The 24,045-nt window shown below is 40.7% G+C and carries 24 protein-coding genes and 1 pseudogene; 10 read left to right on the plus strand and 15 right to left on the minus strand.

Going from position 1 to position 24,045, the window contains the following annotated elements:
* The 4 genes from rsxC to FE394_RS04370 all read right to left on the minus strand — a co-directional run.
* Positions 1 to 1,809: electron transport complex subunit RsxC (rsxC, locus tag FE394_RS04355; RefSeq protein WP_319925183.1), on the minus strand; the 1,809-nt coding region annotated here is incomplete at its 3' end.
* Positions 1,802 to 2,425, minus strand: a complete 624-nt coding sequence (gene rsxB / locus FE394_RS04360; RefSeq protein WP_319925184.1) for an electron transport complex subunit RsxB — start codon at positions 2,423 to 2,425, stop codon at positions 1,802 to 1,804. The genes rsxB and rsxC, both read right to left, overlap by 8 nt.
* Positions 2,425 to 3,006 carry an electron transport complex subunit RsxA gene (gene rsxA / locus FE394_RS04365; RefSeq protein ID WP_319925185.1) on the minus strand — a complete coding sequence of 194 codons (582 nt, stop codon included), beginning with the start codon at positions 3,004 to 3,006 and terminating at the stop codon, positions 2,425 to 2,427. Before rsxA ends, rsxB begins: the two co-directional genes overlap by 1 nt.
* A 114-nt stretch (positions 3,007 to 3,120) precedes the next feature.
* Positions 3,121 to 3,561, minus strand: a complete 441-nt coding sequence (locus tag FE394_RS04370; RefSeq protein WP_319925186.1) for a DUF2569 domain-containing protein — start codon at positions 3,559 to 3,561, stop codon at positions 3,121 to 3,123.
* Between the two features lie 151 nt (positions 3,562 to 3,712).
* Between FE394_RS04370 and FE394_RS04375 the strand changes: the two genes are divergently transcribed.
* Positions 3,713 to 4,753 carry an oxidoreductase gene (locus FE394_RS04375; protein ID WP_319925187.1) on the plus strand — a complete coding sequence of 347 codons (1,041 nt, stop codon included), beginning with the start codon at positions 3,713 to 3,715 and terminating at the stop codon, positions 4,751 to 4,753.
* Between the two features lie 40 nt (positions 4,754 to 4,793).
* Positions 4,794 to 5,810, plus strand: a complete 1,017-nt coding sequence (locus FE394_RS04380; RefSeq protein ID WP_319925188.1) for a bile acid:sodium symporter family protein — start codon at positions 4,794 to 4,796, stop codon at positions 5,808 to 5,810.
* 63 nt (positions 5,811 to 5,873) lie between these two features.
* Here the strand turns inward: FE394_RS04380 and add are convergent, their stop codons facing one another.
* From add to manA, 3 genes are all read right to left on the minus strand, one after another.
* The gene (add, locus tag FE394_RS04385) at positions 5,874 to 6,875 is read right to left on the minus strand and encodes an adenosine deaminase (RefSeq protein WP_319925189.1); all 1,002 of its coding nucleotides are present in this window, start codon (positions 6,873 to 6,875) and stop codon (positions 5,874 to 5,876) included.
* Between the two features lie 135 nt (positions 6,876 to 7,010).
* A complete protein-coding gene (locus FE394_RS04390; protein WP_319925190.1) occupies positions 7,011 to 8,525 on the minus strand; it encodes a YdgA family protein in 1,515 nt (504 codons plus the stop codon).
* A gap of 173 nt (positions 8,526 to 8,698) precedes the next feature.
* Positions 8,699 to 9,871 carry a mannose-6-phosphate isomerase gene (manA, locus tag FE394_RS04395; protein ID WP_319925191.1) on the minus strand — a complete coding sequence of 391 codons (1,173 nt, stop codon included), beginning with the start codon at positions 9,869 to 9,871 and terminating at the stop codon, positions 8,699 to 8,701.
* A 173-nt stretch (positions 9,872 to 10,044) separates the two neighbouring features.
* Between manA and fumC the strand changes: the two genes are divergently transcribed.
* Positions 10,045 to 11,439, plus strand: a complete 1,395-nt coding sequence (gene fumC / locus FE394_RS04400; RefSeq protein ID WP_319925192.1) for a class II fumarate hydratase — start codon at positions 10,045 to 10,047, stop codon at positions 11,437 to 11,439.
* A 75-nt stretch (positions 11,440 to 11,514) separates the two neighbouring features.
* On the opposite strand, the gene tus is transcribed toward fumC, so the two are convergent.
* Positions 11,515 to 12,456 carry a DNA replication terminus site-binding protein gene (tus, locus tag FE394_RS04405; RefSeq protein WP_319925193.1) on the minus strand — a complete coding sequence of 314 codons (942 nt, stop codon included), beginning with the start codon at positions 12,454 to 12,456 and terminating at the stop codon, positions 11,515 to 11,517.
* Between the two features lie 277 nt (positions 12,457 to 12,733).
* On the opposite strand from tus, the gene FE394_RS04410 reads away from it, so the two are divergent.
* Entirely contained in the window at positions 12,734 to 13,366 is a 633-nt protein-coding gene (locus FE394_RS04410; protein ID WP_319925194.1) for a helix-turn-helix domain-containing protein, read from the plus strand.
* Positions 13,367 to 13,455: 89 nt separating this feature from the next.
* Here FE394_RS04410 and FE394_RS04415 read toward each other — a convergent pair whose 3' ends face one another.
* Positions 13,456 to 14,730, minus strand: coding sequence for an MFS transporter (locus FE394_RS04415; protein WP_419836302.1), 1,275 nt, complete (start codon positions 14,728 to 14,730; stop codon positions 13,456 to 13,458).
* Between the two features lie 132 nt (positions 14,731 to 14,862).
* Between FE394_RS04415 and FE394_RS04420 the strand changes: the two genes are divergently transcribed.
* From FE394_RS04420 to bioD, 3 genes are all read left to right on the plus strand, one after another.
* Positions 14,863 to 15,780, plus strand: coding sequence for a LysR family transcriptional regulator (locus tag FE394_RS04420; RefSeq protein ID WP_319925195.1), 918 nt, complete (start codon positions 14,863 to 14,865; stop codon positions 15,778 to 15,780).
* A gap of 139 nt (positions 15,781 to 15,919) precedes the next feature.
* A complete protein-coding gene (gene mlc / locus FE394_RS04425) occupies positions 15,920 to 17,137 on the plus strand; it encodes a sugar metabolism global transcriptional regulator Mlc (RefSeq protein WP_319925196.1) in 1,218 nt (405 codons plus the stop codon).
* Between the two features lie 126 nt (positions 17,138 to 17,263).
* Entirely contained in the window at positions 17,264 to 17,932 is a 669-nt protein-coding gene (bioD, locus tag FE394_RS04430; RefSeq protein ID WP_319925197.1) for a dethiobiotin synthase, read from the plus strand.
* Between the two features lie 34 nt (positions 17,933 to 17,966).
* Here the strand turns inward: bioD and FE394_RS04435 are convergent, their stop codons facing one another.
* The 3 genes from FE394_RS04435 to ydfG form a co-directional block, all read right to left on the minus strand.
* On the minus strand, positions 17,967 to 18,263 hold the full coding sequence (locus tag FE394_RS04435) for a DUF1161 domain-containing protein (protein WP_419836303.1): 297 nt from the start codon (positions 18,261 to 18,263) through the stop codon (positions 17,967 to 17,969).
* 30 nt (positions 18,264 to 18,293) lie between these two features.
* Positions 18,294 to 18,677: a DUF1283 family protein gene (locus tag FE394_RS04440; protein ID WP_419836304.1), complete on the minus strand. Its 384-nt coding sequence runs from the start codon at positions 18,675 to 18,677 to the stop codon at positions 18,294 to 18,296.
* 148 nt (positions 18,678 to 18,825) lie between these two features.
* The gene (gene ydfG, locus FE394_RS04445) at positions 18,826 to 19,575 is read right to left on the minus strand and encodes a bifunctional NADP-dependent 3-hydroxy acid dehydrogenase/3-hydroxypropionate dehydrogenase YdfG (RefSeq protein WP_319925198.1); all 750 of its coding nucleotides are present in this window, start codon (positions 19,573 to 19,575) and stop codon (positions 18,826 to 18,828) included.
* Positions 19,576 to 20,037: 462 nt separating this feature from the next.
* Here ydfG and trxA point away from each other — a divergent pair, with 462 nt between their 5' ends.
* From trxA to FE394_RS04460, 3 genes and pseudogenes are all read left to right on the plus strand, one after another.
* A complete protein-coding gene (gene trxA / locus FE394_RS04450; protein ID WP_319925199.1) occupies positions 20,038 to 20,370 on the plus strand; it encodes a thioredoxin in 333 nt (110 codons plus the stop codon).
* A 173-nt stretch (positions 20,371 to 20,543) separates the two neighbouring features.
* On the plus strand, positions 20,544 to 21,041 hold the full coding sequence (locus FE394_RS04455) for a cupin domain-containing protein (RefSeq protein WP_419836306.1): 498 nt from the start codon (positions 20,544 to 20,546) through the stop codon (positions 21,039 to 21,041).
* Positions 21,042 to 21,053: 12 nt separating this feature from the next.
* Positions 21,054 to 21,143 (plus strand): annotated as a pseudogene (locus FE394_RS04460) (bacterial type II and III secretion system family protein); the annotation flags it as partial.
* Between the two features lie 237 nt (positions 21,144 to 21,380).
* On the opposite strand, the gene FE394_RS04465 reads toward FE394_RS04460, so the two are convergent.
* The 3 genes from FE394_RS04465 to FE394_RS04475 form a co-directional block, all read right to left on the minus strand.
* Positions 21,381 to 21,836: a YaiI/YqxD family protein gene (locus tag FE394_RS04465; RefSeq protein WP_319925201.1), complete on the minus strand. Its 456-nt coding sequence runs from the start codon at positions 21,834 to 21,836 to the stop codon at positions 21,381 to 21,383.
* 157 nt (positions 21,837 to 21,993) lie between these two features.
* Positions 21,994 to 22,815 (minus strand): intradiol ring-cleavage dioxygenase, encoded by an 822-nt coding sequence (locus FE394_RS04470; protein ID WP_319925202.1) that lies wholly within the window; start codon positions 22,813 to 22,815, stop codon positions 21,994 to 21,996.
* A 165-nt stretch (positions 22,816 to 22,980) separates the two neighbouring features.
* On the minus strand, positions 22,981 to 23,733 hold the full coding sequence (locus FE394_RS04475; RefSeq protein ID WP_319925203.1) for a DUF4184 family protein: 753 nt from the start codon (positions 23,731 to 23,733) through the stop codon (positions 22,981 to 22,983).
* Between the last annotated feature and the right edge of the window lie 312 nt (positions 23,734 to 24,045).

Here is a 24,045-nt window from a genome sequence, read left to right on the forward strand (position 1 = left end):
AGCTTTGCGTGGATCAACGTCTTCTGGTTCAGCCACTTCTGCGGGTTGCTGAACAGGCTCAGGTTGGTTTTGTGCAGCTTTCTTGGCTTTGGCACGGGCAATTGCGGCCGCGACAGCAGCTTTACGTGGATCGTTACTATCACCTGATATTTCTGTATCCGATTCTACGTTTGTTACAACCTGTTTTTCTGCCTGACGAGCGCGTAACTGTTCTTTTCTGGCCTTACGTGCCGCAATTGCCGCCGCATTATCAGGAGATTGCCCGGCTTGCACTGTGATAATTGCACCGGCATTTACCTGTTTTTCCTTCATGCGAGAAAGGGCTGCCTGTACAGTATCTTTATCAGTATTATTAACTTGAACGGCGGCTTTCTTATGGCGTTCTTCGCGAGCTGATTTTTCTCGTTCCATACGCGCTTGTTTGGCTTCAAAGCGTACTTTGGCTTCGGCTGAGCGGTGGGTTTCTGAATCTATAGCCCGTATTTCTGCTTTTTCCTGCCGATAGTATTGAACCAGAGGAATATTGCTCGGACACACATAAGCGCAGGCACCACATTCAATACAGTCGAATAAATGATGTTTTTTAGCTTTTTCATGTTCTTGCCCTCGACTGAACCAATAGAGTTGTTGGGGGAGCAATCCGGCAGGGCATGCTTCGACACATAAACCACAACGGATACAGGCTTCCTCAATCTCTTTAGGTTCCATTTCCTGTGTTGAAGGAGCAAGAATGCAGTTACTGATTTTGACGGTTGGTACATTGAGATCAGGCAGGGTAAAACCCATTAATGGGCCGCCCATAATAACCATTTGTTCTGCTTTGGGTTTGAATCCAGCCTGTTGTAACAGGAAATTAACAGGAGTTCCTAGACGCGCCCAAAAGTTTCCGGGTGAAGTTACTGCTTCTCCTGTCAACGTTACGACGCGTTCGATTAAGGGTTCTCCGTCTATAATGGCGCGTTTGATGGCGACCACTGTACCGACATTCTGCATGAGAACCCCGATATCGGAAGAACGTCCGCCAGAGGGAACTTCTTTCCCTGTTAAGATCTTGGTAAGTTGCTTTGCACCGCCAGAAGGATATTTTGTGGGAATAACCCGCACAATAATCGTTTTATCTCCTTCAATTGCCGTATTCAGTGCATCAGCCGCGTCAGGTTTGTTATCTTCAATACCAATCAACACTTGTTTTGGTTTGAGCAGGTGCATCAAAATACGGATGCCTTCGATAACTTCGCTTGCGTGTTCCTGCATCAGACGATCATCAGCTGTGATATAAGGCTCACATTCTGCTGCATTGATGATGAGCGTTCTGAGATTGTGTTGGCCACCCCGGAGTTTTGTCACTGTGGGAAAGCCTGCACCACCCAACCCCGCAATACCGGCTTGTTGAATACGCTGTAACAGGCTTTTGGCATCAAGTGTCTTATAGTCAGTAGACTGGATGCGCTCGCACCATTGATCTTCGCCATCCGGTTGCAGCCGAACGCATAGTTCTTTCAGCCCGGAAGGATGTGCGGTAACGCAAGGCTCGATTGCGGTAATCGTGCCTGAGGTGGAGGCATGAACAGGCACAGTCCGACCTGTACCAAATGTCAATGGCTGACCTTTTAATACCTTTTCACCCACTTTGACCAGCAATTCACCTTCTGGTCCTAAATGTTGCTGTAGGGGAATGATTAATTCATCCGGCAATGGTGCGTAACGCAGCGGAGTACCGCTGGATTGTAATTTCATTTCCGGTGGATGGATGCCACCATCAAAATCCCAGATTTTATTCTTATTGAGCAAGTTGAACAGATTAAACATTAATTTTAACCTCAACAGGCTTAATAGCAGGGAATAGCGTGGATTCAGGTGTAACAGGAATATTTTTAACCGGAATGGTGTTTAAATCCCATTTCCAATTTGAAGTAGTGGTAGCAACTGGGATCATAACAATACAATCTGTTGGGCAAGGTGCGACGCACAAATCGCAACCTGTGCAGAGATCTTCAACAACGGTATGCATGGCGCGATTCGCACCGATGATGGCATCAACCGGGCATGCTTGAATGCACTTAGTACAGCCTATGCAGTTTTCTTCGTCAATGAAAGCAACTTTTCTGGCAGGATTTTGTACGCTCTCATCACCATCCAAAGGTTGTGGATCAACGCCCAGCAACTCGGACATTTTGAGCATAACTTGCTCCCCTCCGGGAGCACATTTGTTAATCATTTCGCCATTATTGGCGACTGCTTCTGCATAAGGCCGACAACCAGGATAGCTACATTGCCCACATTGACTTTGGGGTAAGAGGTTATCGATTTTCTCAACAATCGGATCTTCTTCTATTTTAAAACGGCGGGCAGCAAAACCCAGAATTAAGCCGAAACCTAACCCGAGTAGACTTAATACGCCAATAGCAATCCATAATGACATCATCAGAATTTCACCAAACCACTAAAGCCCATAAATGCGAGAGACATTAACCCCGCTGTAATAAGCCCTATCGATGAACCACGAAAAGGGGCAGGAATATTGGCAACAGCCAAGCGTTCACGAATGGCGGCAAACAGCACCATCACAAGGGAAAATCCTGCTGCGGCACTGAAGCCATACACGGCAGATTGCAGGAAGCCGTGAGATAGATTGACATTCAACAGAGCAACACCAAGTACAGCACAGTTGGTTGTTATCAGTGGCAGGAAGATCCCTAAGAGTCGATAAAGTGTCGGGCTGGTTTTGCGAACTGCCAGTTCAGTAAATTGAACGACAACGGCAATGACCAAAATGAAACTTAGAGTCCGCAGATAAATCAGATCGAGCGGAACGAGAATAAAGGTATTTATCAGCCATGAGCTGATAGAGGCCAGAGTGAGAACAAATGTTGTTGCCAGCCCCATGCCGATGGCAGTTTCGAGTTTTTTGGATACGCCCATAAAAGGACATAGACCCAGAAATTTTACTAACACAAAGTTATTGACCAGAACTGTGCCAATAAATAAGAGAAGGTATTCAGTCATTGCTATACCTGAAAATAATATGGAAGATGAAATATTGCTTATAGTCTGAGTAGAAATTCCCCTCCTTGCGGAGAGGCAAGTGGGGACAATGATAACAATCAATGTTGGGGTATGTTATCGATCTTGTGTGAAAGTCATTTTTACTCGATAAGAACGCTTAATATAAGGAACAAAAATGGCAGCGGCCAATAATGACCATAATAGGGATCGTGTTGCCATATCATCAGTAATGGGAGAGAAGGCGAAAGTCTTTATCGCAATCAAAACAGAAACCATCAACCAAATAATAAAAATACGCGGGAAACGTTTTGAACGAATAAAAAGCAGTTTCAATACCCAGACAGTGAAAAACCACATCATTACTGTGGAAAATACGGAGACATACCACATAGCGGTAAAGTTACCACCGATTTGGTGAATAGCCTCATTATTGTAGATAAACATCATGGCATATAGCAGAAGCATCAAACTGGCTGCAATTAATGTCATGATGAGATAGGCGACAGGTGCAAATAGCCAACCGTTAATACGGTGATAATCATTGGATTGATGCATAGATAATCTTCATTCCATATGAGAGTTTTGATAAAGAAAAGAGATAGTAGCACAGGAACAGGGATTATTTGCTAACGTGTGATAGGTGATGATATTTTCTGATGTCTTGTTACTTAATGAGCGGTATTACGATCATTTTCCAGAGGCAGCTATGAGTGATTTTTTAAAAGTGGGTTTGGTAGGTTATGGTTATGCAAGTAAGACATTTCATGCTCCCTTAATTGCAGGGACACCTAATGTTGAATTGGTTGCTATCTCCAGCAGTGATGCAGATAAAGTCAAAAAAGATTGGCCTGCGATATCAGTCGTTTCCTCGCCGGAAGCTTTATTCAGTAACCCTGACATTGATCTGATTGTGATCCCGACACCTAATGATACTCATTATCCACTGGCACAAAAAGCGCTGGCAGCGGGTAAACATGTTGTCGTTGATAAACCTTTTACTATTACAGTTGAACAAGCAGAATCACTGAAGAAACAAGCAGAAGACGCTAATTTGTTACTGTCTGTATTCCATAATCGTCGCTGGGATTCAGGTTTTTTGACAGTGAAATCTCTCATAAAAGAAAATAAATTGGGAGATCTGAAATATTATGAATCCCATTTTGATCGCTACCGTCCGGCGGTTCGGCAGCGCTGGAGAGAATCCGCAGGTGCGGGTAGCGGCATTTGGTATGATTTAGCACCACATTTATTGGATCAGGCTGTTCAACTTTTCGGTAAACCGCAAGCTATCACGGCGGATTTAGGCATGATACGCCCGGATGCAGAAACGGCGGATTATTTCCATGCTCAGCTAAGCTACCCGGATTTGAAAGTCGTGCTGCATGCAACAATGCTCGCGGCAGCAGAATCTCCAATTTATACACTGCACGGTATGGCAGGTAGCTACGTTAAGTATGGTCTGGACCCACAGGAAGAATGCCTGAAAGCGGGTGAAAGGCTACCACAAGCAGATTGGGGATATGATGCCCGTGATGGTTCTGTGACGTTGTCACAAGGTGATGACCTGATTACGCAAGTTATTCCCACTCTGCCGGGCAACTATGGTGCTTATTATGCAGCTATCCGTGATGCAATACTGTTTGGAAAACCGAACCCTGTGACAGCCAGTGAAGCCATTTTAATCATGAAGCTCATTGAAGCCGGCGAAAAATCGGCGAAAGAGCAACGTGCAATCTTGATCGATTAATTGATCCGGTCGGACTGGTAAGACAAAGGAAACGCTTTTGATGAATCTGTTGCAGAAATTAAGAATCGACCCTTTTTTGGTAATACTGATTACAGTGGTCATTATTGCATCGTTTTTTCCTTGTGAAGGCGACGCTAAAATAGGGTTTCAGCACTTAACTACGGCAGCCATTGCACTATTGTTTTTTATGCATGGCGCGAAGTTATCCCGTAATGCCATTTTGGCAGGTATAGGACACTGGCGGCTGCATTTAGTGATCTTTATCAGCACCTTTGTCTTATTTCCGATTCTGGGAATGGGATTGCATTTTATTGTGCCTGAATGGATGTCTCCTACTGTCTATATGGGTTTCCTTTATCTTTGTGCTTTACCTGCCACGGTGCAGTCTGCAATTGCTTTTACTTCTGTCGCGGGTGGTAATGTTGCTGCGGCAATATGCAGCGCTTCTGCTTCTAGTTTATTAGGTGTGTTTCTCTCTCCACTATTGATTGGTTTTTTGATTCAGAACCTTGAAGGGGGCGCGCATACAGATACATGGAAAGCGATAAAAGATATTATCTTACAATTGATGGTGCCTTTTATTCTCGGGCACTTATCCCGTCCCCTGATTGCCGCTTGGGTAGAAAAGCATAAAAAGCTGGTCAATATGACTGACCGTTCTTCTATTTTGCTGGTGGTGTATGTTGCATTCAGTGAAGCCGTAGTGGAAGGTATCTGGCATAAAATTGATGCATATTCACTGCTTATGATCGGTATTGTGTGCTGTATTTTATTAGCCATAGTATTGGTCATTAATGTATACAGCTCTCGTTTGCTTGGATTTGGCAAAGAAGACGAAATTACTATTGTATTTTGTGGCTCGAAGAAGAGCCTAGCAAATGGTGTACCAATGGCTAATGTGTTATTTCCCGCCTCAATGGTGGGCATAATGCTGTTGCCGTTGATGATTTTCCATCAGATCCAATTGATGGTTTGTGCTGTTCTTGCTCAGCGTTATGCGCAGCGTTTGAAAAAGGAAACAGCCGATGAATCAAGGCACAGTAATGCTGAAACCTAAAAAGGCAGATTAATTTCTGCCCTTATGACTTATTTTTTATAAACTTGTTACAAACAGGACTTCTTAGCGCTTTGCAACTTTATCTTTCAGTGCTTGCTTCTCTGCTTCGCTGAGGAATGCTGTTGTCAATCCGTTAATCTGCGCCTGCCGAATTTGTTCTGGCGACAGTCCTGCTGCTGGTGCAGCAACATTATATTCATGGCGGATTTCAATACCTTCTACTGCCGGGTCATCAGTATTGATTGATGCCAGAATACCGTGCTCAAGGTATTTTTTCAGGGGATGATCCTGCAAGGAGCTGACGGTACTGGTTTGCAGGTTTGACGTCAGACAGGATTCAATACCAATATTGTGTTCAGCTAAATAATCCATCAGAGCCGGGTCTGTTATAGCTTTAACTCCATGACCAATACGGGTTGCACCTAATTCACGAATGGCATGCCAGATACTCTCTGAACCTGCAGCTTCACCGGCATGTACGCTAATATTCCAGCCTGTATCACGCGCATGGATAAAATGTTGTTCAAAAAGATGCCCGGGGAAACCCAGTTCATCACCCGCCAGATCTAATGCTGTGATATGTTGCTTATGAGCGAGAAGGCCAGCCAGTTCCTGAGAACAGGCTTTTTCTCCAAATGTTCTGCTCAGGATGCCAATTAAGCGGATTTGAATGTCATGTTGCTGGCTTGCAGAGTGGATGCCATCAATCACAGCTTCTACGACGCCTTCGACAGGCAATTGGTGTTTCATCGCCATATAGTAAGGAGAGAAACGCAATTCAGCATAATCAAGGCCTGCATTGATAGCATCTTCAACGTTTTCAATGGCGACTCTGCGGCAGGCATCCAGATCAGCCAGAACAGCGACTCCCCAGTCTAGTTTCTGGAGAAAGCTAACAAGGTTGGGTTCGTTTTCAATAATCTGAACATGAGGACGCAATACTTCCAACTCATAAGCAGGGAGTGGGATATTATGTTGACGCCCAAGGGCTAAAATGGTTTCTGGACGAATATTGCCGTCAAGATGACGGTGTAAATCGGTCAATGGAAGCCGTGTATCAATCATTTTTTATCCTTCTTATCAAGTTCACATATACAAAAAAGCCAGTCAACGTGTTGACTGGCAAGAATATGATAGAACCCGGTTCAGGTTCTATTTATTCGTAGTGATTATTGTTATTAAATCACTTGTTCGGGTTGTTTATTCAGCAACAGGCTGTTCAGCAGCATCAGATTGATTTTGCTCACCATCATAGGGACCGATAAGACCATTATCAAGCAGGAATTTATGCAGATTTGATTCCTTATTGTTTAATTTCACTTTGTCATTGTTGTAGTGAAGATTAAGGCCAATGATGCCGTTTTCATCAGTAAGGATCTTATATTTAATACCTTGTTGAGTGAGCATATTAACTTGTTGTTCTGCTTTGGCTTCTGCGGTGGCTTTATCCTTGCCATCCAACTCATCTGCTTGTGCGATAGATTCTATTAACATCGCTTTAGGCAAGCTAACACGCAGTGATAATTCTTGAACCAGATTGCGGATCATCTTTTCCGGCCCCATGAAGGCCAGTGAGTTTTTCTCTTCTGGTATGTTCTGCAAGGAAAGTTTGAAATCTACCGAGCTTTTACCTTTGCTGTTTTTCCAGCTCAAAGGAGCGATACTGAATTGGGGGTTTTTATTCAGGAGCAGATGAATGTTATTCATAATAGCGTAGGAAGCCACATCAGAAGGTTCATCTGTAGCTAATGCTTTTGCTGTCGCATCATTATAAGCCTGAGTAAATTTGCGAACAGACTGACCATCTAATTTTTCCATTCCCAGAACTAACTGACCTGAACCGAGATTGATGTCTTTAATTTGTACGCCATCAACGCTGTAAGCGATTTTGATGTCCAGGTTATCTTTATTCTCTCCTATATCGGACGTGATTTTTATTCCTTTGAGAGCAACATTTGGTTCGTCAGAAATTCCCTGCATGGTGATTTCGCCAATGCTATAACTCTGATCACCGATATAGATATCGAAATTACCTTTTTTATTGTTTCCGGTAAAATCAATATCTTTTAAGATAATGGATTCATTTTTGGTCGGATCGCTGAAAGACAACTCATCACTTTTAGCAGAAAATGAGAATGCACTTAAATCACGTTTAACATCGGCTTGAATTGTTGCCCCAGAAAATGACAGAACTCGTTTTTCACCATTTTTTTTGGTTTCTGTGTGATTAATGGGGATAAGACTAATATTGGAAGACAGATCAAGGTTATAACTGATTCTGGTATCTAAGTTAAACAGCGATTTTCCTTGAGTAAACTCAAACAGTTCTTTCAGCGCATTGCTTTGTTCGAGTTCTGAATGGATAGAAGCCATCTTCGGCATAAGATTGAATGACTTCAGGCTGCTAATCGGAAATGGACCATGTTCGATGGTGGACTTGAAAATAACCTCTTCATTTGGCTGAAGACCCGCATTTTTCACACCATCTTTGATGTTCAGGATTAAACGAACATCAGAACTGAAGATACCTCGTGTGAAATCTTTTGCTTGCAATGCAATGCCACTTTCAGGAAATGCTTTTGTGAGTTCAGTGTTTGCTCTTTTTATGAAATTATCCAAACGATTTTCAAGTTGTTTACCTGTGTACCATGATGCGCCTGTCCATACAGCACCGAGAGCAACAACAACACTTACAGCGACTAACGATTTTTTCATGTGGAAATCTCATCCTTTTAACGCATATAACATGGTAGAGGTATGCGTTTTGTATTTATGTCAATAATGGTTGTTAAGTGTATAGTCTAGCTAAAATATTTTTAATCAGTTTTCACTGAAAATGTGACTAACAACCGATGAAAATAGATATAACTCTATGAATCTAAAAATAATTAATTAGATACTTTAGCTACTTTTCCATTGCCATGAACAGTTACGGCTCTTTCTATAGCAGATAAAAAGATTGATTCACCTGAGAATAATCTCAATTGCTGCTCATCAGTACTGATAACCACTTGACCGTCAAAACAAAACAGGACAGAAGCGGAAGCATTTTCCAATGTAATTGGCTGTTCCTGGATAGTATAAACAGAAAAACGAAAATCATTGATGGGAACAGGGTAGCTCAGTGCATCTTTTTCTTGTTTTGGCGCAGTCAGCAAAGTATCGACAGATTTCGGAATAAAATCCAGATTAGACATTAATTCTGGTACATCAATATGCTTACTGGTTAAACCGGCTCGCAGCACATTATCGGAATTGGCCATTACCTCAAGAGCAACGCCTTCAAGATAGGCGTGAGGTGTGCGGGCATACAAAAACATCGCCTGACCGGGTTCCAGTTCAACTACATTGAGCAGAAGAGGTGAAAACAGGCCATTATCATCGGGATAGAAAGCAGTCATTTTTCTGATGGTATCCCACGGTTCCCCCTGATGGCTGTTTAGTGCAGATTTTAAGACAGCAATGGCTAAGCGTTTCTGCTCACCTTGCATATTCAATAACTGGGCAAAAAGAAACGCCAGATTTTTTTCGTTTGGATGCTGGAGGAATGTCTGAATATCGGGATGAGCGGCAGAAACGTAATTCAGCAATTGAGCAATATCTGACAAAGGGCGGAAAGCATTCATAGCCTTAAAGGGAGTCAGGGCATACACTAACTCAGGTTTGTGATTATCGTCTTTATAGTTTCGTTGTGCTGAATCCAAGGGAATTCCTTGTTCATTCTCTTTAGCGAATCCGGCCTCTGCGGATGTTTTATCAGGATGTACCTGAATCGAAAGGGGTTGAGCTGCGCATAAGACTTTAAACAGGAATGGCAATCGTTGAAATTGATGAGCTACTTTTTTCCCAAGGTATTTTTCGGGCGCCTTGGCGATCAGATTGTTCAGGGTAATTGTTTCACCTGTTTGCGGATCAGTGACCCGTGAACTGCATTTTGGATGTGCTCCCATCCAAAGTTCTGCCATTGGCTGATTATCAGGATTTTCTATGCCATAAATATCCGTCAGGGCGGTTTTGCTTCCCCAGTCATAATGTTGGATGTTGTTGGTCATTTTCAGCATGGCGGAATTTCCTGTGATAAAAAATAAATTTATTTATATGACAACAATACAATAAACGCGATCAGGTCGCATTATCGATAATGAATTTATGGCATTATAAAGAGATGCCGACTAATTTATCTGCAAAGTTTGTTCCGGCGTATTCAATTATTCTGTGTGCTAAGGAGATAGTAATGGCAGCCATTCGCATTGAAAAAGACTCAATGGGACCTATCGAAGTACCTGCTGACCAATTATGGGGAGCGCAAACTCAGCGTTCACTGGAGCATTTCCGCATTTCTCAGGAAAAAATGCCTGTTGCGCTGATTCATGCTCTTGCATTGACTAAACAAGCAGCCGCTAGCGTCAACATGGATCTGGGCCTCCTGCCTAAAGAACGTGGTGACGCAATTATCGCTGCGGCGAAAGAGGTGTTGGAAGGTAAACACCCAACAGAATTCCCGCTTGCTATCTGGCAGACCGGTTCGGGAACGCAAAGCAACATGAACATGAATGAAGTGTTGGCGAACCGTGGTAGTGAGATCCTTGGCGGTCAAAGGGGTAACGAACGTTTGATTCACCCTAATGATGACGTTAACAAAAGTCAAAGTTCCAATGATGTCTTCCCAACCGCCATGCATGTTGCGGCTGTTATCGCAGTGCGTGAACATCTGTTACCAGAGTTGAAAATACTGCAAAAAACACTGGCAGATAAAGCAGAAGCATTTAAGAACATCGTAAAAATCGGCCGTACTCATTTACAAGATGCGACACCTCTGACATTAGGTCAGGAAGTTTCCGGCTGGGCAGCGATGTTGACTCATAGCCTGAAACACATTGAAGATAGCGTTCCTCACGTGTGTGAATTGGCTTTAGGTGGTACAGCAGTAGGAACAGGTCTGAATACTCATCCGGAATATGCTGTCCGCGTTGCGAAAAAAATTGCTGAATTATCCGGTCAGCCTTTTGTCACCGCACCAAATAAATTTGAAGCGCTGGCTACTTGTGATGCACTTGTTCATTCACACGGCGCACTGAAAGGTTTGGCTTCATCCCTGATGAAAATCGCTAATGACGTTCGTTGGCTGGCTTCAGGTCCTCGTTGTGGCATTGGCGAAATTTCCATTCCTGAAAATGAGCCAGGCAGCTCAATCATGCCGGGTAAAGTCAACCCTACTCAATGTGAAGCGATGACCATGTTATGTGCTCAGATTATGGGTAACGATGTGGCTATCAACATTGGTGGCGCATCCGGTAACTTCGAGCTGAATGTTTTCCGGCCGATGGTGATTGATAACTTCCTGCAATCTGTTCGCCTGCTGGCGGATGGTATGCGTAGCTTCAATGAGCATTGTGCTGTTGGTATTGAACCTAACCACGACCGCATAACCCAATTGCTGAATGAATCTCTGATGCTGGTAACCGCATTGAATACTCATATTGGCTATGATAAATCTGCTGAGATTGCTAAAAAGGCTCACAAAGAGGGTTTAACCCTGAAACAGTCAGCCATGCAGTTGGGATATTTAACCGAAGCTGAATTTGATGAGTGGGTACGCCCAGAAGACATGGTTGGTAGCATGAAATAATGCTTACTGATTAATGGCTCATCTACGTCATTAAATTTAAAAAACCGGAGAACATTTACTCCGGTTTTTTATGTCTTAAATTTCTCTATAAAGATGCAAACGAGGAATGACCAGCTCAAGCGGTTTAGCTTTGGGCTTATATCTGTGTTTAATGGCATTGGCATCATAGTTAGGTAGTGTGCCAATTTTTGGCTTTATTTCACTATTTTCTGTATATATATTTTCTGTATAGAAAACAATGAGGGGGAGCGGACAAGCATATTGAACTTGCTTCTGTATTTCTGAATACCATACACGGGTAATAGGCTGAACTTTTACAGGTCGTTTGATTTTCAGTACCGCATCATCAGGTAGTTTTTTGATATCTGTGATTTCTAATGCCACCAATGCTGCCCATTGTTCACTCGAGTAAGGAGGAACCGAACGTCCAGCATTATAACTTTTCTCCAGGCGCTCCAGAATTTGCTGCTTGGTAACTTTGTTTATAATGTTCTTATTGGCCCAACCAAAGTTGATGGAATCAGGGTTGAGTAGGGGGGTAATTGTGCGATAGGCATTCAGGGTGATTAAGCCTCGTAAATGATCATGAACAAATTCAAATCGTTGTTCTTTACTGATCCCCGATTCTTTAGTAACGATATTTTCTAGTTCAGTTTTTAGTTGGTTCACCTCACTGATTAAGTTCATAGCTTCTTTATATTGCTGGTGGCTGACAGAAAAACATAGAGCACCAGGAAGCCTGCTTGCCGCTTTGCTACTAATATTAGGGTTATTGTGATGTATGAATAGCTTTTGATAAAAGTGCAGACCCAAATTGAGGGCTTCGTACCCTTGCCGAAGGTTAACTACAATTTCGTTTATCTGTTCATGTTCTTCTCCTTTTTCTATTTTAGGTAATTCAAATACCTGCGCATCAATGAGTGAATAGGTCATTAACAATCCAATCAACTCAGATAGTTTTTCTTCTTGTTTTTTGAAACAAGTTGTAAGTGATTCTATTGAAATATATTTACTCATCCTTAGTTCCATTGAATTTGTTAGTTACAACATACTGATTAGTATAAATAAAAAAAGTGCCAACATCCACATAAAATAAAACAAATATTCAACAACGAACATAGAAAAAAAGAACGTCTATTGCAGAGTATTTCGGTATTGTGATAAAAACTAACAGATTACTAATCTGTTAATTATAAATTAAACGGAAAAGTTAACTATAAGAAAATCTTTCACTTATTTCCCCGGTTTTTATTATTTATTGGTGGAATGGGGTGATGAATTAGGGTCGTTAAATATGAAAAAATTGATCAAACCCGTAGACTCTTTTAAAAAAGTGATAGATGCATTATTGCCATATTCAGAATCAATAACATCCGATTTACCGACACAAGGAACATTGATTAGAGTTGAAAAAGAATTCGCGAAAATTTTTTTATTAGAACAAGGTTATATCAACGTGCGCAGAGTAAATGATGGTTTGGTTATTGCGACATCATTTTCACCTTACATCATTGGCTTATCTTTCTACTCAGGTTCGGAAATTTATTATTCAATTGAATTAGGTCCACATTGTAAGATTTATCAGGTTTCCAGAGTTAATGCTTTGAGTGCGATAAAGAAACATGATCTATATAGAGAATGGATGAGAATAATTTCATATAAAATCGCTTTTTTTTACGCAAGAGACATCAGTATCTTTCGTCATAGTTCAAACGAAATTGTATGCAGCCTATTATCTCGATTAATGACTTTACCTGATGAGTTTCGTGAGAATATTACTGTAATAAAATATGTAGAGCAACGATGCACACTTTCACGAAGTAGTATACAACGCATATTATTTTTGTTGAAAAAAGAAGGGAACATTGAAATCACTGACGGACATTTAGCAAACATTATCACATTGCCTGTCCAAACGTGTTATTGAAACAACTTATTAAAAAATAAACAGAGTTTCCACAATGAATTGTTTGAAAAATTACCGGCATCCATGAACATGTGCCGGTAATTAATTCATCATTTATCTAATTTATTGAGTTTAAAGCCTAAATAAATGCCAATAGCGGTCAAGAGTAAGATAAATATTGCAACACCATTCCATTTAAAATGGAACCAGAATATACCACCTAATGTTCCAGCTATACTTGATCCAGAGTAGTAACAGAATAAATAAATTGATGAAGCCTGAGCTTTTGCTCGTTTAGCTCTCTGTCCTATCCATCCACTGGCAACCGCATGGGAGGCAAAGAAACCCATTGTTAGTATCACAATCCCGAGCATAACGACCCAGATATGAGAAAATACGGTGATAGCGCAACCAATGAACATAGTGCTGATTGCAGCTAATAATACTTTTCCCCGTCCATACTTATTCGTTAGTGAGCCTGCTTTTATCGCGCTATAAGTGCCTGTTAAAAAAACGATGGATAATAATCCAACGATAGATGGGCTCAGATGATAAGGTGCTTCTAATAACCGGTAACCGATGTAGTTAAACACAGTCACAAAACTTCCCATCAGCAAAAAAGCTTCAGCAAATAACAGAGGCAGCCCCTGATCGCGAAAATGTAATTTCAGATTGATTAGTAACGCCTTAGGTTTTAATGAGCTGGGTTTAAAGTGTCTGGATTCCGGCAGCATCTTCCAAAAAGCGATGGCGGAGACTAAAGCAAAACTACCTAATAAAATGGCAATGACTCGCCATGAAAAGTGATCTGCGACGACTCCGGCAATTAAGCGACCACTCATCCCACCCATTGAATTCCCACTGATGTAAAGCCCGATAGATAAGGCAACATAACTAGGATGAATCTCTTCACTCAGATAGGTCATTCCAACAGCTGCAATGCCACTTAATGATAGCCCCAGAAGGGCGCGGATAAATAAAATCCCATGCCAGCTTGTTACCACAGAACTCAAGAGCGTAAAAAGACCTGCGGCGATAAGTGATACTACCATGATGTTTTTTCGGCCGATTGCATCAGATAGAGGGCCTGTTATCAATAATCCTATGGATAGCATCCCGGTAGAAAGCGATAGGGCTAAACTACTATTGGCTGGTGAAATGTTAAATTCTTTTGACAAAATAGGCAGTATTGGTTGAACAAAGTAGACTAATGCAAAAGTTGCCAGTCCAGCAGCGAAAAATGATAGGGTTACCCGGAGGTATACGGCATCTTCACGTTGAATAAGTTGCTGTTTGCTTTTGTTCTTTTGGTTAACCGTGTTTTCAACATCTCTTTCAACGTCAGAGATTGCTGATTTTTCACTGACGCTTTGGCTTATACTCACGTTATTTCCTTATCTATGTAAAAAAAGCGTTAACAACTTGATTCAGATCAAGAATAGGAATTCGTGAAATTATTGTCTAATATATTAATCATTAAAAATGATATTTAAAAAGTATCAATAGGATGATAAACGATGGCTACCAATATTGAGCTTAGGCACTTACGTTATTTTATTGCTGTGGCAGAAGAACTACATTTTGGGCACGCAGCAGAGCGATTAAATATATCTCAACCGCCGCTCAGCCAGCAGATTCAGGCTCTTGAAGCGAATATAAATGCCAAATTACTGGAGCGCAATAATAGAAATGTCTGCCTGACACCCGCCGGACAAATGTTTCTTCAGGAGGCGTATCAGGTTATTGCCCAAGTTGATGCAGCCGCTATCAGAGCTGCCCGAATGCAGCAGGGTGAATTAGGGGAGATATCCATTGGTTTTACGTCCACCACCCCTTTTATGCATAAAGTGGCACTAAGTTTACGCCAGTTCCGTGAGCGTTATCCTGAGGTGGCTATCCACATGCATCAAATGAATACCAAACAACAAATAGCGCCTTTGCAGACAGGCAGGATTGATATAGGGATCATGCGTAATACGTTATTACCAGATAACCTGAAACATCACTTACTCTTTCGTGAGCGTTTTGTCTTGGCGGTATATGATGGGCATCCTTTATTGAAGTACGCTGATAAAGGCGTGGATTTATCGATGTTATCCGGTTATCCGTTGGTGTTTTTTGAACGCGATGTAGGAACAGCATTATACGATGAGATTATCTCCTTGTTGGCGAACGCTGGGGTGACTCCGATGATTTCGCAAGAAGCAGGGGAAGCAATGACAATACTGGGATTGGTGGCAGCAGGATTGGGGATAAGCATCGTTACCGAATCATTTACTCGAATGAAACTGGATGGTGTCCAATATTTGCCTTTAGTAAACAATCCCACATATTCGGAAGTTTGGTTAGTTAAACGTATAAATCGCAATAACAGTCCTGCGGCAAATCGGTTAACTGATCTGTTGTTCTCTAATATCCTGAATGAAAAGTGTTAATTGAAAGTAATAATCAATATATCAAGGTAAGTTCGTGTGAAAGATCACATTTCTACTCCAAACGGATATCTTCTAATTTAAACAGCGACATAATCATCATTAATTATTTAGCTGAGCAAATTAAATAGCGGGAGGCGGGGTGAGTGTTGATATTCAACCAAGTCATATTGACCAGATTAAGCAGACGAATGTTGGTTTGGTTTATCGGCTAATTGATCAATATGGGCCTATCTCGCGTATCGCACTTTCTAAAAAAGCTCAATTGGCGCCCGCCAGTATTACCAAAATCACACGAGAGCTTATTGATTCTCACTTAGTGAAGGAAGCTGAATTTCCCGATCTTGGTTTTCGCGGGCGTCCTGCCACTGGGTTAAAAATAGCGAGTGAAGGGTGGCAGTTCTTATGTGTCCGTCTTAACAAAGCTAGTATAGTCATTGGATTGCGTGATTTAAGCTGTAATCTTGTAGCAGAAGAAGAATCACCGCTCCCAGAACTTCATAATCAAACATTCTTAGATTGTATCGTTGATAAAATTGATGATTTCTTCTTTCGGTATCAATCTATTCTGGAACGCCTGACAGCGATTAGCATTATTATGAATGCGATTGTCGATCCGACTAATGGGGTAATTCATAGTTCACCGTACTATGATATTCAAGATATTCCACTTGGATCATTTTTACACCAACGCACAGGGCTGCCAATCTTTCTGCAACATGGCATAACAGCATGGACAATAGCAGAATCTTTATATGGAGCAGGGAAGAATTGCCAGAACCTTATCCAGCTAGTCATTGATGATAATGTTGGGGCGGGGATTATGACAGCAGGGCAAATGCTACATGCAGGAAACCATAGTGTCGTCGAAATAGGGCATACACAAATCGACCCTCATGGTGAACGTTGTTACTGTGGCAATATAGGTTGTCTTGAAACCGTCGTAGGTATTAACAACATCTTGAAGAAAACACGTTCTCTTGCAGGAAAACACCCCTGTTCTTTATTGAACACTTCCTCATTAACGATTGATTTACTTTGTCAGGCTGCAAATAAAGAAGATCTTCTGGCAACTGAAATCATCCATGATGTAGGAGAACGCATTGGTCGCATTATGGCTATCATGGTCAATATCTTTAATCCCGAAAAAATCCTGATTGGTTCGCCGCTGAACAATGTACAACATATTCTATATCCTGCCATTCAGCAACAAATCGCCCAGCGTTCTCTGCCTGGTTATAGCCGACAGGTTGATATTGTTGCTACTCAATTTGCTAATTCAGGCACACGAGCAGCGGCAGCGTTAATTAAGCAATCCCTCTATAGTGGCGAGTTACTTCTTGGACTAATGCAAGGATAATGTTCTCCCATCAGGCAAAACATTGAGCTAACGCAATCCCTATCTTAAACACATCTCCTACACTTTAAGCCTGCTCGCTAAAAGAGTAACTGGTTTATCTATTCTGTTCTCATGGAAAAATGAATTATGTTAACGCGCTTATTTGTTACAGGCACGGATACCAACATTGGTAAAACAGTTGTTACCCGCGCATTACTGCAAATCTTTAATCGTGAAGGAACAACCGCAGTAGGATATAAACCTATTGCGACAGAAACCAAAGAAACACCGGAGGGGATGCGTAATCGTGATGCCTTGATCATACAGACATCTTCACCGATTCAAGTGGATTATGAAGAAATCAATCCTGTTATTTGGGCAAGTAATTACGAAGAAGGAAACCGAGCTGATTTTACTCAAATGACAAAAAGTTTGAGAAATTTAGGTCATAAAGCTGATCGCGTGATTATTGAAGGTAATGGCGGTTGGCGCATGTTACTTGAAGATGATACGTTTTACTTTGATTGGGTTGTGCAAGAAAAACTCCCCGTGATTCTGGTAGTAGGAATTCAGGCTGGTTGTGTTAATCATGCCATTCTGACGGCGCAATCTATCATTAATGACGGAGTGCCCCTTATGGGGTGGATTGCTAACCGTATTAATCCTGGATTGGCACATTATGCTAAAACGATGGATAGGTTACGTCGTCATATACCTGCACCGCAGCTAGGTGAGATCCCTTATCTTTTAAGACCTGAAGAACGCGATTTATCTTGTTATCTGGATGCTTCGGCAATATCAGCATTTGACGAATAAAAAAAGGGAGCATATTTTGCTCCCCTTTTTGTCTTTACCTTTGAGGTTCTGCATGACTGATCGGTGTGCTAGTTGATTTAGCAAGGCGGATATAGACAATCTTTTTTTTGCCAAGATCACAGTGACCAACAATTTTCTCATTGTCTGTGACAGCTTGTTCATTAGGAATGACTTCAAGCTTAAAATCCGATTCCTGAACACCATTTTTAATAATTTTCTGCGCAATCTCTGCTTTCAAATTTTCACAAGCTACCTTTTGTGACGCTTGAACTGCAAAGGGAGAAAGAGCAAAAAACAAAACTCCAGTCAGTAGGATCTTTTTCACCATCATCTCCTTATTCTGATGTCGGTGTTGAGTCTATCAAGGTTTGATCGGTTGACCTGTATTGATATCCAAACAACGTTTCGTGTTTGGTTCCCAATAAGCGCTAATGTTAACGCTTTTCAAGCAATCCTCACGATTATCAACTTCTACCTCATACTTATCAAATTCTTTCTCTCGACGGTTGTTAATCTTATGACGTAAATTTCTCTGTTCATTCCACTCTTCTTTGCTTTGACGAGCCTCTTCTTTGCTTATCGAATTCTCACCGCCGCCATTGATAGTTACGCATGTACTATCTGTGCAGGGCTTAGAAGCAGAAAATGCAGGCACTTGCCAAAGAAGTGACAATAACAGGGCGATGGCGGAAACACTTTTAATAATCAGAGAACTATTAACAATCAGAGAACTATGGACGCTCATGTTTGAACCTCTTTCATTGTGACATTTAGCAAAACCACGTTATTTAAAAGACTAGGCTATTTACAGATGCCACCCAAGAAATATTGTATTAAACCTTACATTGGGTGGAATGTGACATTGATAGAGTTAACAGTTCATCAAAATACGATTATTGATCTCGGTGTACACTTAATCCTGCAAATGATTGGCAAACTGGCATCATCTCTAATGTATTAATATTGACACGAGAAGGGAGGTTAGCAACCCAAAAAACGGCTTCGGCAACATCATCAGCGGTTAGGGCATCCGCTCCTTCATAAGTTTTACCGACTTTTTCATCATTACCTTTAAAACGAACTTGAGAGAACTCAGTTCCACCGACAAGTCCCGGCTCAATATCAGTGACCCTGATTTTCTTTCCTTGTAAGTCTGCCCGTAATCCTAAGCTGAACTGTTTTACAAAGGCTTTGGTAGCCCCGTATACATTACCACCAGAATAGGGCCAGCTGGCTGCTATGGAACCAATATTAATGATATGTCCGCGATTGAGTTGCACCATATGAGGCAGAAGAGCGCGAGTCATATTGACTAATCCTTTAGTATTGGTATCAATCATAGTATCCCAATCATCAGGATTAGCCTGATGAGCTGGCTCTAAACCTAATGCCAGCCCTGCATTATTAACAAGAACATCAATATTGCGCAATGTATCTGGTAACTGTTGGATTGCTTGCTCAATTGCAACGCGATCTCTTACATCAAATTGGATGGGGTGGAATTTTTCACCTAACTCTTGTTTCAACTTATCCAACCTATCTTTACGGCGTCCTGTAGCAATGACTACAGAGCCATTCTCGATAAACCTTCTTGCAATCGCTTCACCAAAACCAGAGGTCGCCCCTGTCACAAAAACAATCATAATTATCCTCTTCCTACGAGTTATTATCGTTAATTTCCATAATAGTAAAAAAAGTTATTTACTATTAGTCAAGGTTAAAATTACACGACCATTAATAACGTGTTCTTAGATTCTGATTGGTACTCTTGTCAGAACTTTTATGAATGACGATATCAATACAGCGGAACATATAGCAACCCGATAACAATTGTTTTAGCTCTGTCGACGGGTAGGCGATGCAAACTAACCGATTGTATTTCGATGTTTAAAATTGGGTTTACTTAGTAACCTTACAAAATCTTTCATAAATAAAATGGAAAATTGAAACCAATCGTGGTTGATCTTATTTTGATATTCAATAGAATAATTGAAAACTGAACTGTGTTGCTTAAAACAACGATAGCCTGAACGGACAAACTTCAGTACTGATTTATCAAGCTGAAATAAAATGATTTTTAGGCGTAAATGACATTATGTGGAGAAATGATGAGTAATCTAATTGAGCTTGTTGAAAACAACTTTGATGATGTGGTGAATCCAAATACAGGTATTTCTGTTGTCCGATTCTGGGCACCTTGGTGTGGTCCTTGTCTCATGGTTGCTCCTATTTACGAGAAACTGGCTGACGAGATGAACAAAAGTGCGACATTTGGGGAAGTGAACATTGATGATGTACCTTCCATTGCTGCACGCTATGGTATTCGCAGTATTCCAACAACCGTAGTATTCAAGAACGGTAAACCTGTTGATGTGCTGGTTGGTGTAGCTTCACTTACTCAGTTCAAAGATGTGGTTTCAAAAGCCTTGGATTCCTGAAATCCCTGAAATTGCACAACGTGGTTGTGATCACATTATATGCAGTGTTCACAACCACTTATTTTTTCCAGCACTGTTAAAATGCCATGTAGTGGAATCCTCCATCAGTAATAAAGCATGATAGCTCTGAATGTATGAAGGACAACTAATCACCAATTGGAGAAATAACAGTGATAGACGAAAAAGCAAAGAATGACTTTATAATCAAAAACATAAATGAAATTGAACTGGATAATGTTGAACGTCATCCGCTTTATGCATCTAGAGGGGCTTCTCTGACAGATGGCACTCAGGCTTGTAAGCTTGGTGCTTCTATTGACTGTATTCCTGCGGGAAAACGCGCAGTACCGTATCATTTTCATCATTCACAAGAGGAGATGTTCATTGTTATCAATGGCTCTGGAACACTTCGTATCGCTGATGACATGATTCCTATCAAAGAGGGTGATGTTATTTGCATACCTCCGGGAGATAAATATCCACACCAAATTATCAATACATCCGATGAAATGTTACGTTATATTTCTATAAGTACAATGGAAAGCCCTGAGATATGTGAATATCCTGATTCAAACAAATACTTAACCAAATCGACAATAAATGGAATTAACAAATTCAGCGCTATAAATTTTCGTGGTCAGGATATTGATTATTGGGAAAACGAGCCATAAAGAATGAAGATCGATGTATCTGTAGCAGATGGAGACATCATTCTGCTGGGCGGTTTGGCGGAATCCAAGGTCAGTCAGGCGAATACCGGTTTTTTATTTTTGTCGCACTTCGAGAGCAAAATCAGGAAAGACTCCGTAGCAATGGTGAGTTTAGCTCAGAGCGGACATTACAACTTTGCTACTACATCATTGATTCGCATAATCTATATTATGTTAAATAACACGGAATAGACAATAACTCCATGAGTTATCAAAGATCAGTAGCAATCGCATGAACTAATTCTAATTCCGTAGAAGTTAAACCTTAATACCCCCGCTTTGCGACGGGGATATCTCCTTTCAAGATACTTTTTTTTGTTGCAATAACCACTTATCTAGTTCATTTGCGAACCGTTGGCGATCACGTTGGTTTAGCGTGGGAGGTCCTCCCGTTTGGATCCCGCTCGCTCGCATAGTATCCATAAAATCCCGCATAACCAGGCGTTCACGTATTGTCGCTTCACTATAACGTTCACCGCGCGGATTGAGTGCTATTGCACCTTTTTCGATCACTTCAGCAGCAAGAGGAATATCTGCTGTAATCACTAAATCACCAACTTCTGAGCGACAAACAATTTCATTGTCAGCGACATCAAACCCAACGGGAACTTGTAATGTACGTAAAAAAGCAGATTTAGGTACACTTAATCGTTGATTTGCTACGAATGTAACCTGTACTTTTTCACGTTCTGCTGCACGATATAATACTTCTTTTATAACCTTAGGACATGCATCGGCATCTACCCATATAGGCATAACAGATTCCTCTCAACTTCATATTTTTAGCTATATCTAGAATATTCCGACGATTTTCCCACGATTTTCAAAATAATCAAACTGTTGTGTAAGTCCAACGAGTCTGGCATGTCTCACCTGACTCAAACAAAATGGTCTCCGATGTTTTGGTAACCTACTACACAGTGTGTTTAGCCAAGTCCTTAGGCGTTATTTTCTTGGACACATTGTTTTTATTAATAGATAAAACTATCTTTCCATATAATCCATCTAATGGATTATCACCTATTTTTTCTATTGTCAAAATTGCCGCTCTATTTTTAACACCAGAAAAGATGGAATCATCTTTATTTTTAAGCCTATTAATATCCCTTGGAGAATACATATCATTAATCATTATTTCTTGAGATATATTTTCAGGGAAATAGAGTTGGCCTACAAAATAGAATTTATCTTCTTGTCTTTTTTGTACATTAGTATTCCTTGCTGATAAATGGATATGTATAGCTCTTCCAGCATAAAATCCAGGGAAGATTGTGGTGAATCTGACTATGCCTTCTTTGTCTGTCCTTTGTGCCCCACGAAGAAATGTGCTTTCATCAGTTCTTGAAATCGTCCCTATATTATCAGATGGAGCCTCGAGGTCTGGATTTATGTATTTCCAACCTGAATATTTTCCCATTGCATTACAATGCCATATATCAATAAGGATATCATTTAAAGGTTTACAGGTTACAGAGTCAATTATTTTCATTGTCAATAAAAGAGGTATTCCTGGTTCATCCTCTGTTATATTCCTCCTCAGTAGTTTGTTATTTATAAAATATGGACCTGACATTTCCTCTGGTGTCATCTCGCAAACGTCTATATCAATATTATCCCTTTTCTTTGGTTGACCCTGTGTAGAGGCGAGAGATCCTGCTGACATCAGAGGTAATAATGAAAATACTGCACCAGTAACACTCGCCTTTTTCAGAAAAAGTCTTCTTCCATTTTTCATAAAGTGGCTCCTTATATGCCATTTAATAATATGAGTTGTTGTATAGTAAACGGGTAAGCTATAGTTTAATGTGAAAATTAAGATAAGTGTAGAGGCTCGCATTTGAAATATGACACTGGTATCCAACCATGTGCCAATCAATATTTAGAAAGAAGGTAATTATTTTTATAGTATCTTCGAAGAGTAATATCTTATCCGTAACGCAATAATTATCAGAATAAGACAAAAAACGGGTACAGATAGCGTTAGTTCCTTAAACACAAACCTGCCTATATTTATCCCCGACACTTCCCAGGATAAAAACAATGCTACTGGACATGTCAAAAAGCCTGAGATAACCCCAATAATAATCAGATGATAAAATTTTCTTTTGTTCGTTTTTTGAATGGCAAGACCCAATTTTTTCTGATATTGCCAGTACTTTATGGATAGATACAATAATCCTAACAAGGAACTGAGATGCTGTAGAATTTTATATATACCTATCCCCTGCCCGTTGGTCATGGAATGAAAAATGTGGAACTGTAGCAGAGGAATTAGTTCGACAAAAAAACCTTTATCGTGTGTGAATGCATCCCAGCCGATATGGGTTACAGCTCCTATCAATAATGACATCACAAAAATAACTCTGTCCTTATAGCTTTGTTTTTCATAACGAGTAAAGGATATTGGGAAAAGGACAGATAAAGGAGATGATAATAGACGTACAACTAAAAATATCAATAGACATAAAGGAAATGAGGTATAAAACCATCCGGGTAAGTGATGCGCAGTCGCTGCAACATTATATAACCCAACAGAGTAAAAGAAATCAGGAGACAAACTACCAGTAATTAACGCAGGCAAATTCAAGAATCTGCCTCCCGGGAGGTTTTTCAACGGAAAAACGGCTGCTGGATGTGAAAATGTCCATGGCATTACGAAATATCCTGAAATAAATGTTAAAGTTTGTGATAAGGGAATTACATTATTAGCACAATAGATAAACCATGTCATTCCGAAAGCATAGACGATAGTATTATTCCGCAATGCATCCAAGCATAGTTTGCTATTTAATATTGCCAGTGCGTCATATATTTCCTAACCAACATAATGCTCTATTCTGAGCCGACAGTATCAATTATTCCATATTTTTTATTCAGTAGTACGGTAACCGTGATGAAAAATACTGTTTTTGCTCTTTTCACTACTTTGGTCTGTCCGAGGCATTTCTTACTGCGGAAAAATTCT

Source organism: Xenorhabdus littoralis, from assembly GCF_033949345.1.
GTDB lineage: Bacteria > Pseudomonadota > Gammaproteobacteria > Enterobacterales > Enterobacteriaceae > Xenorhabdus > Xenorhabdus littoralis.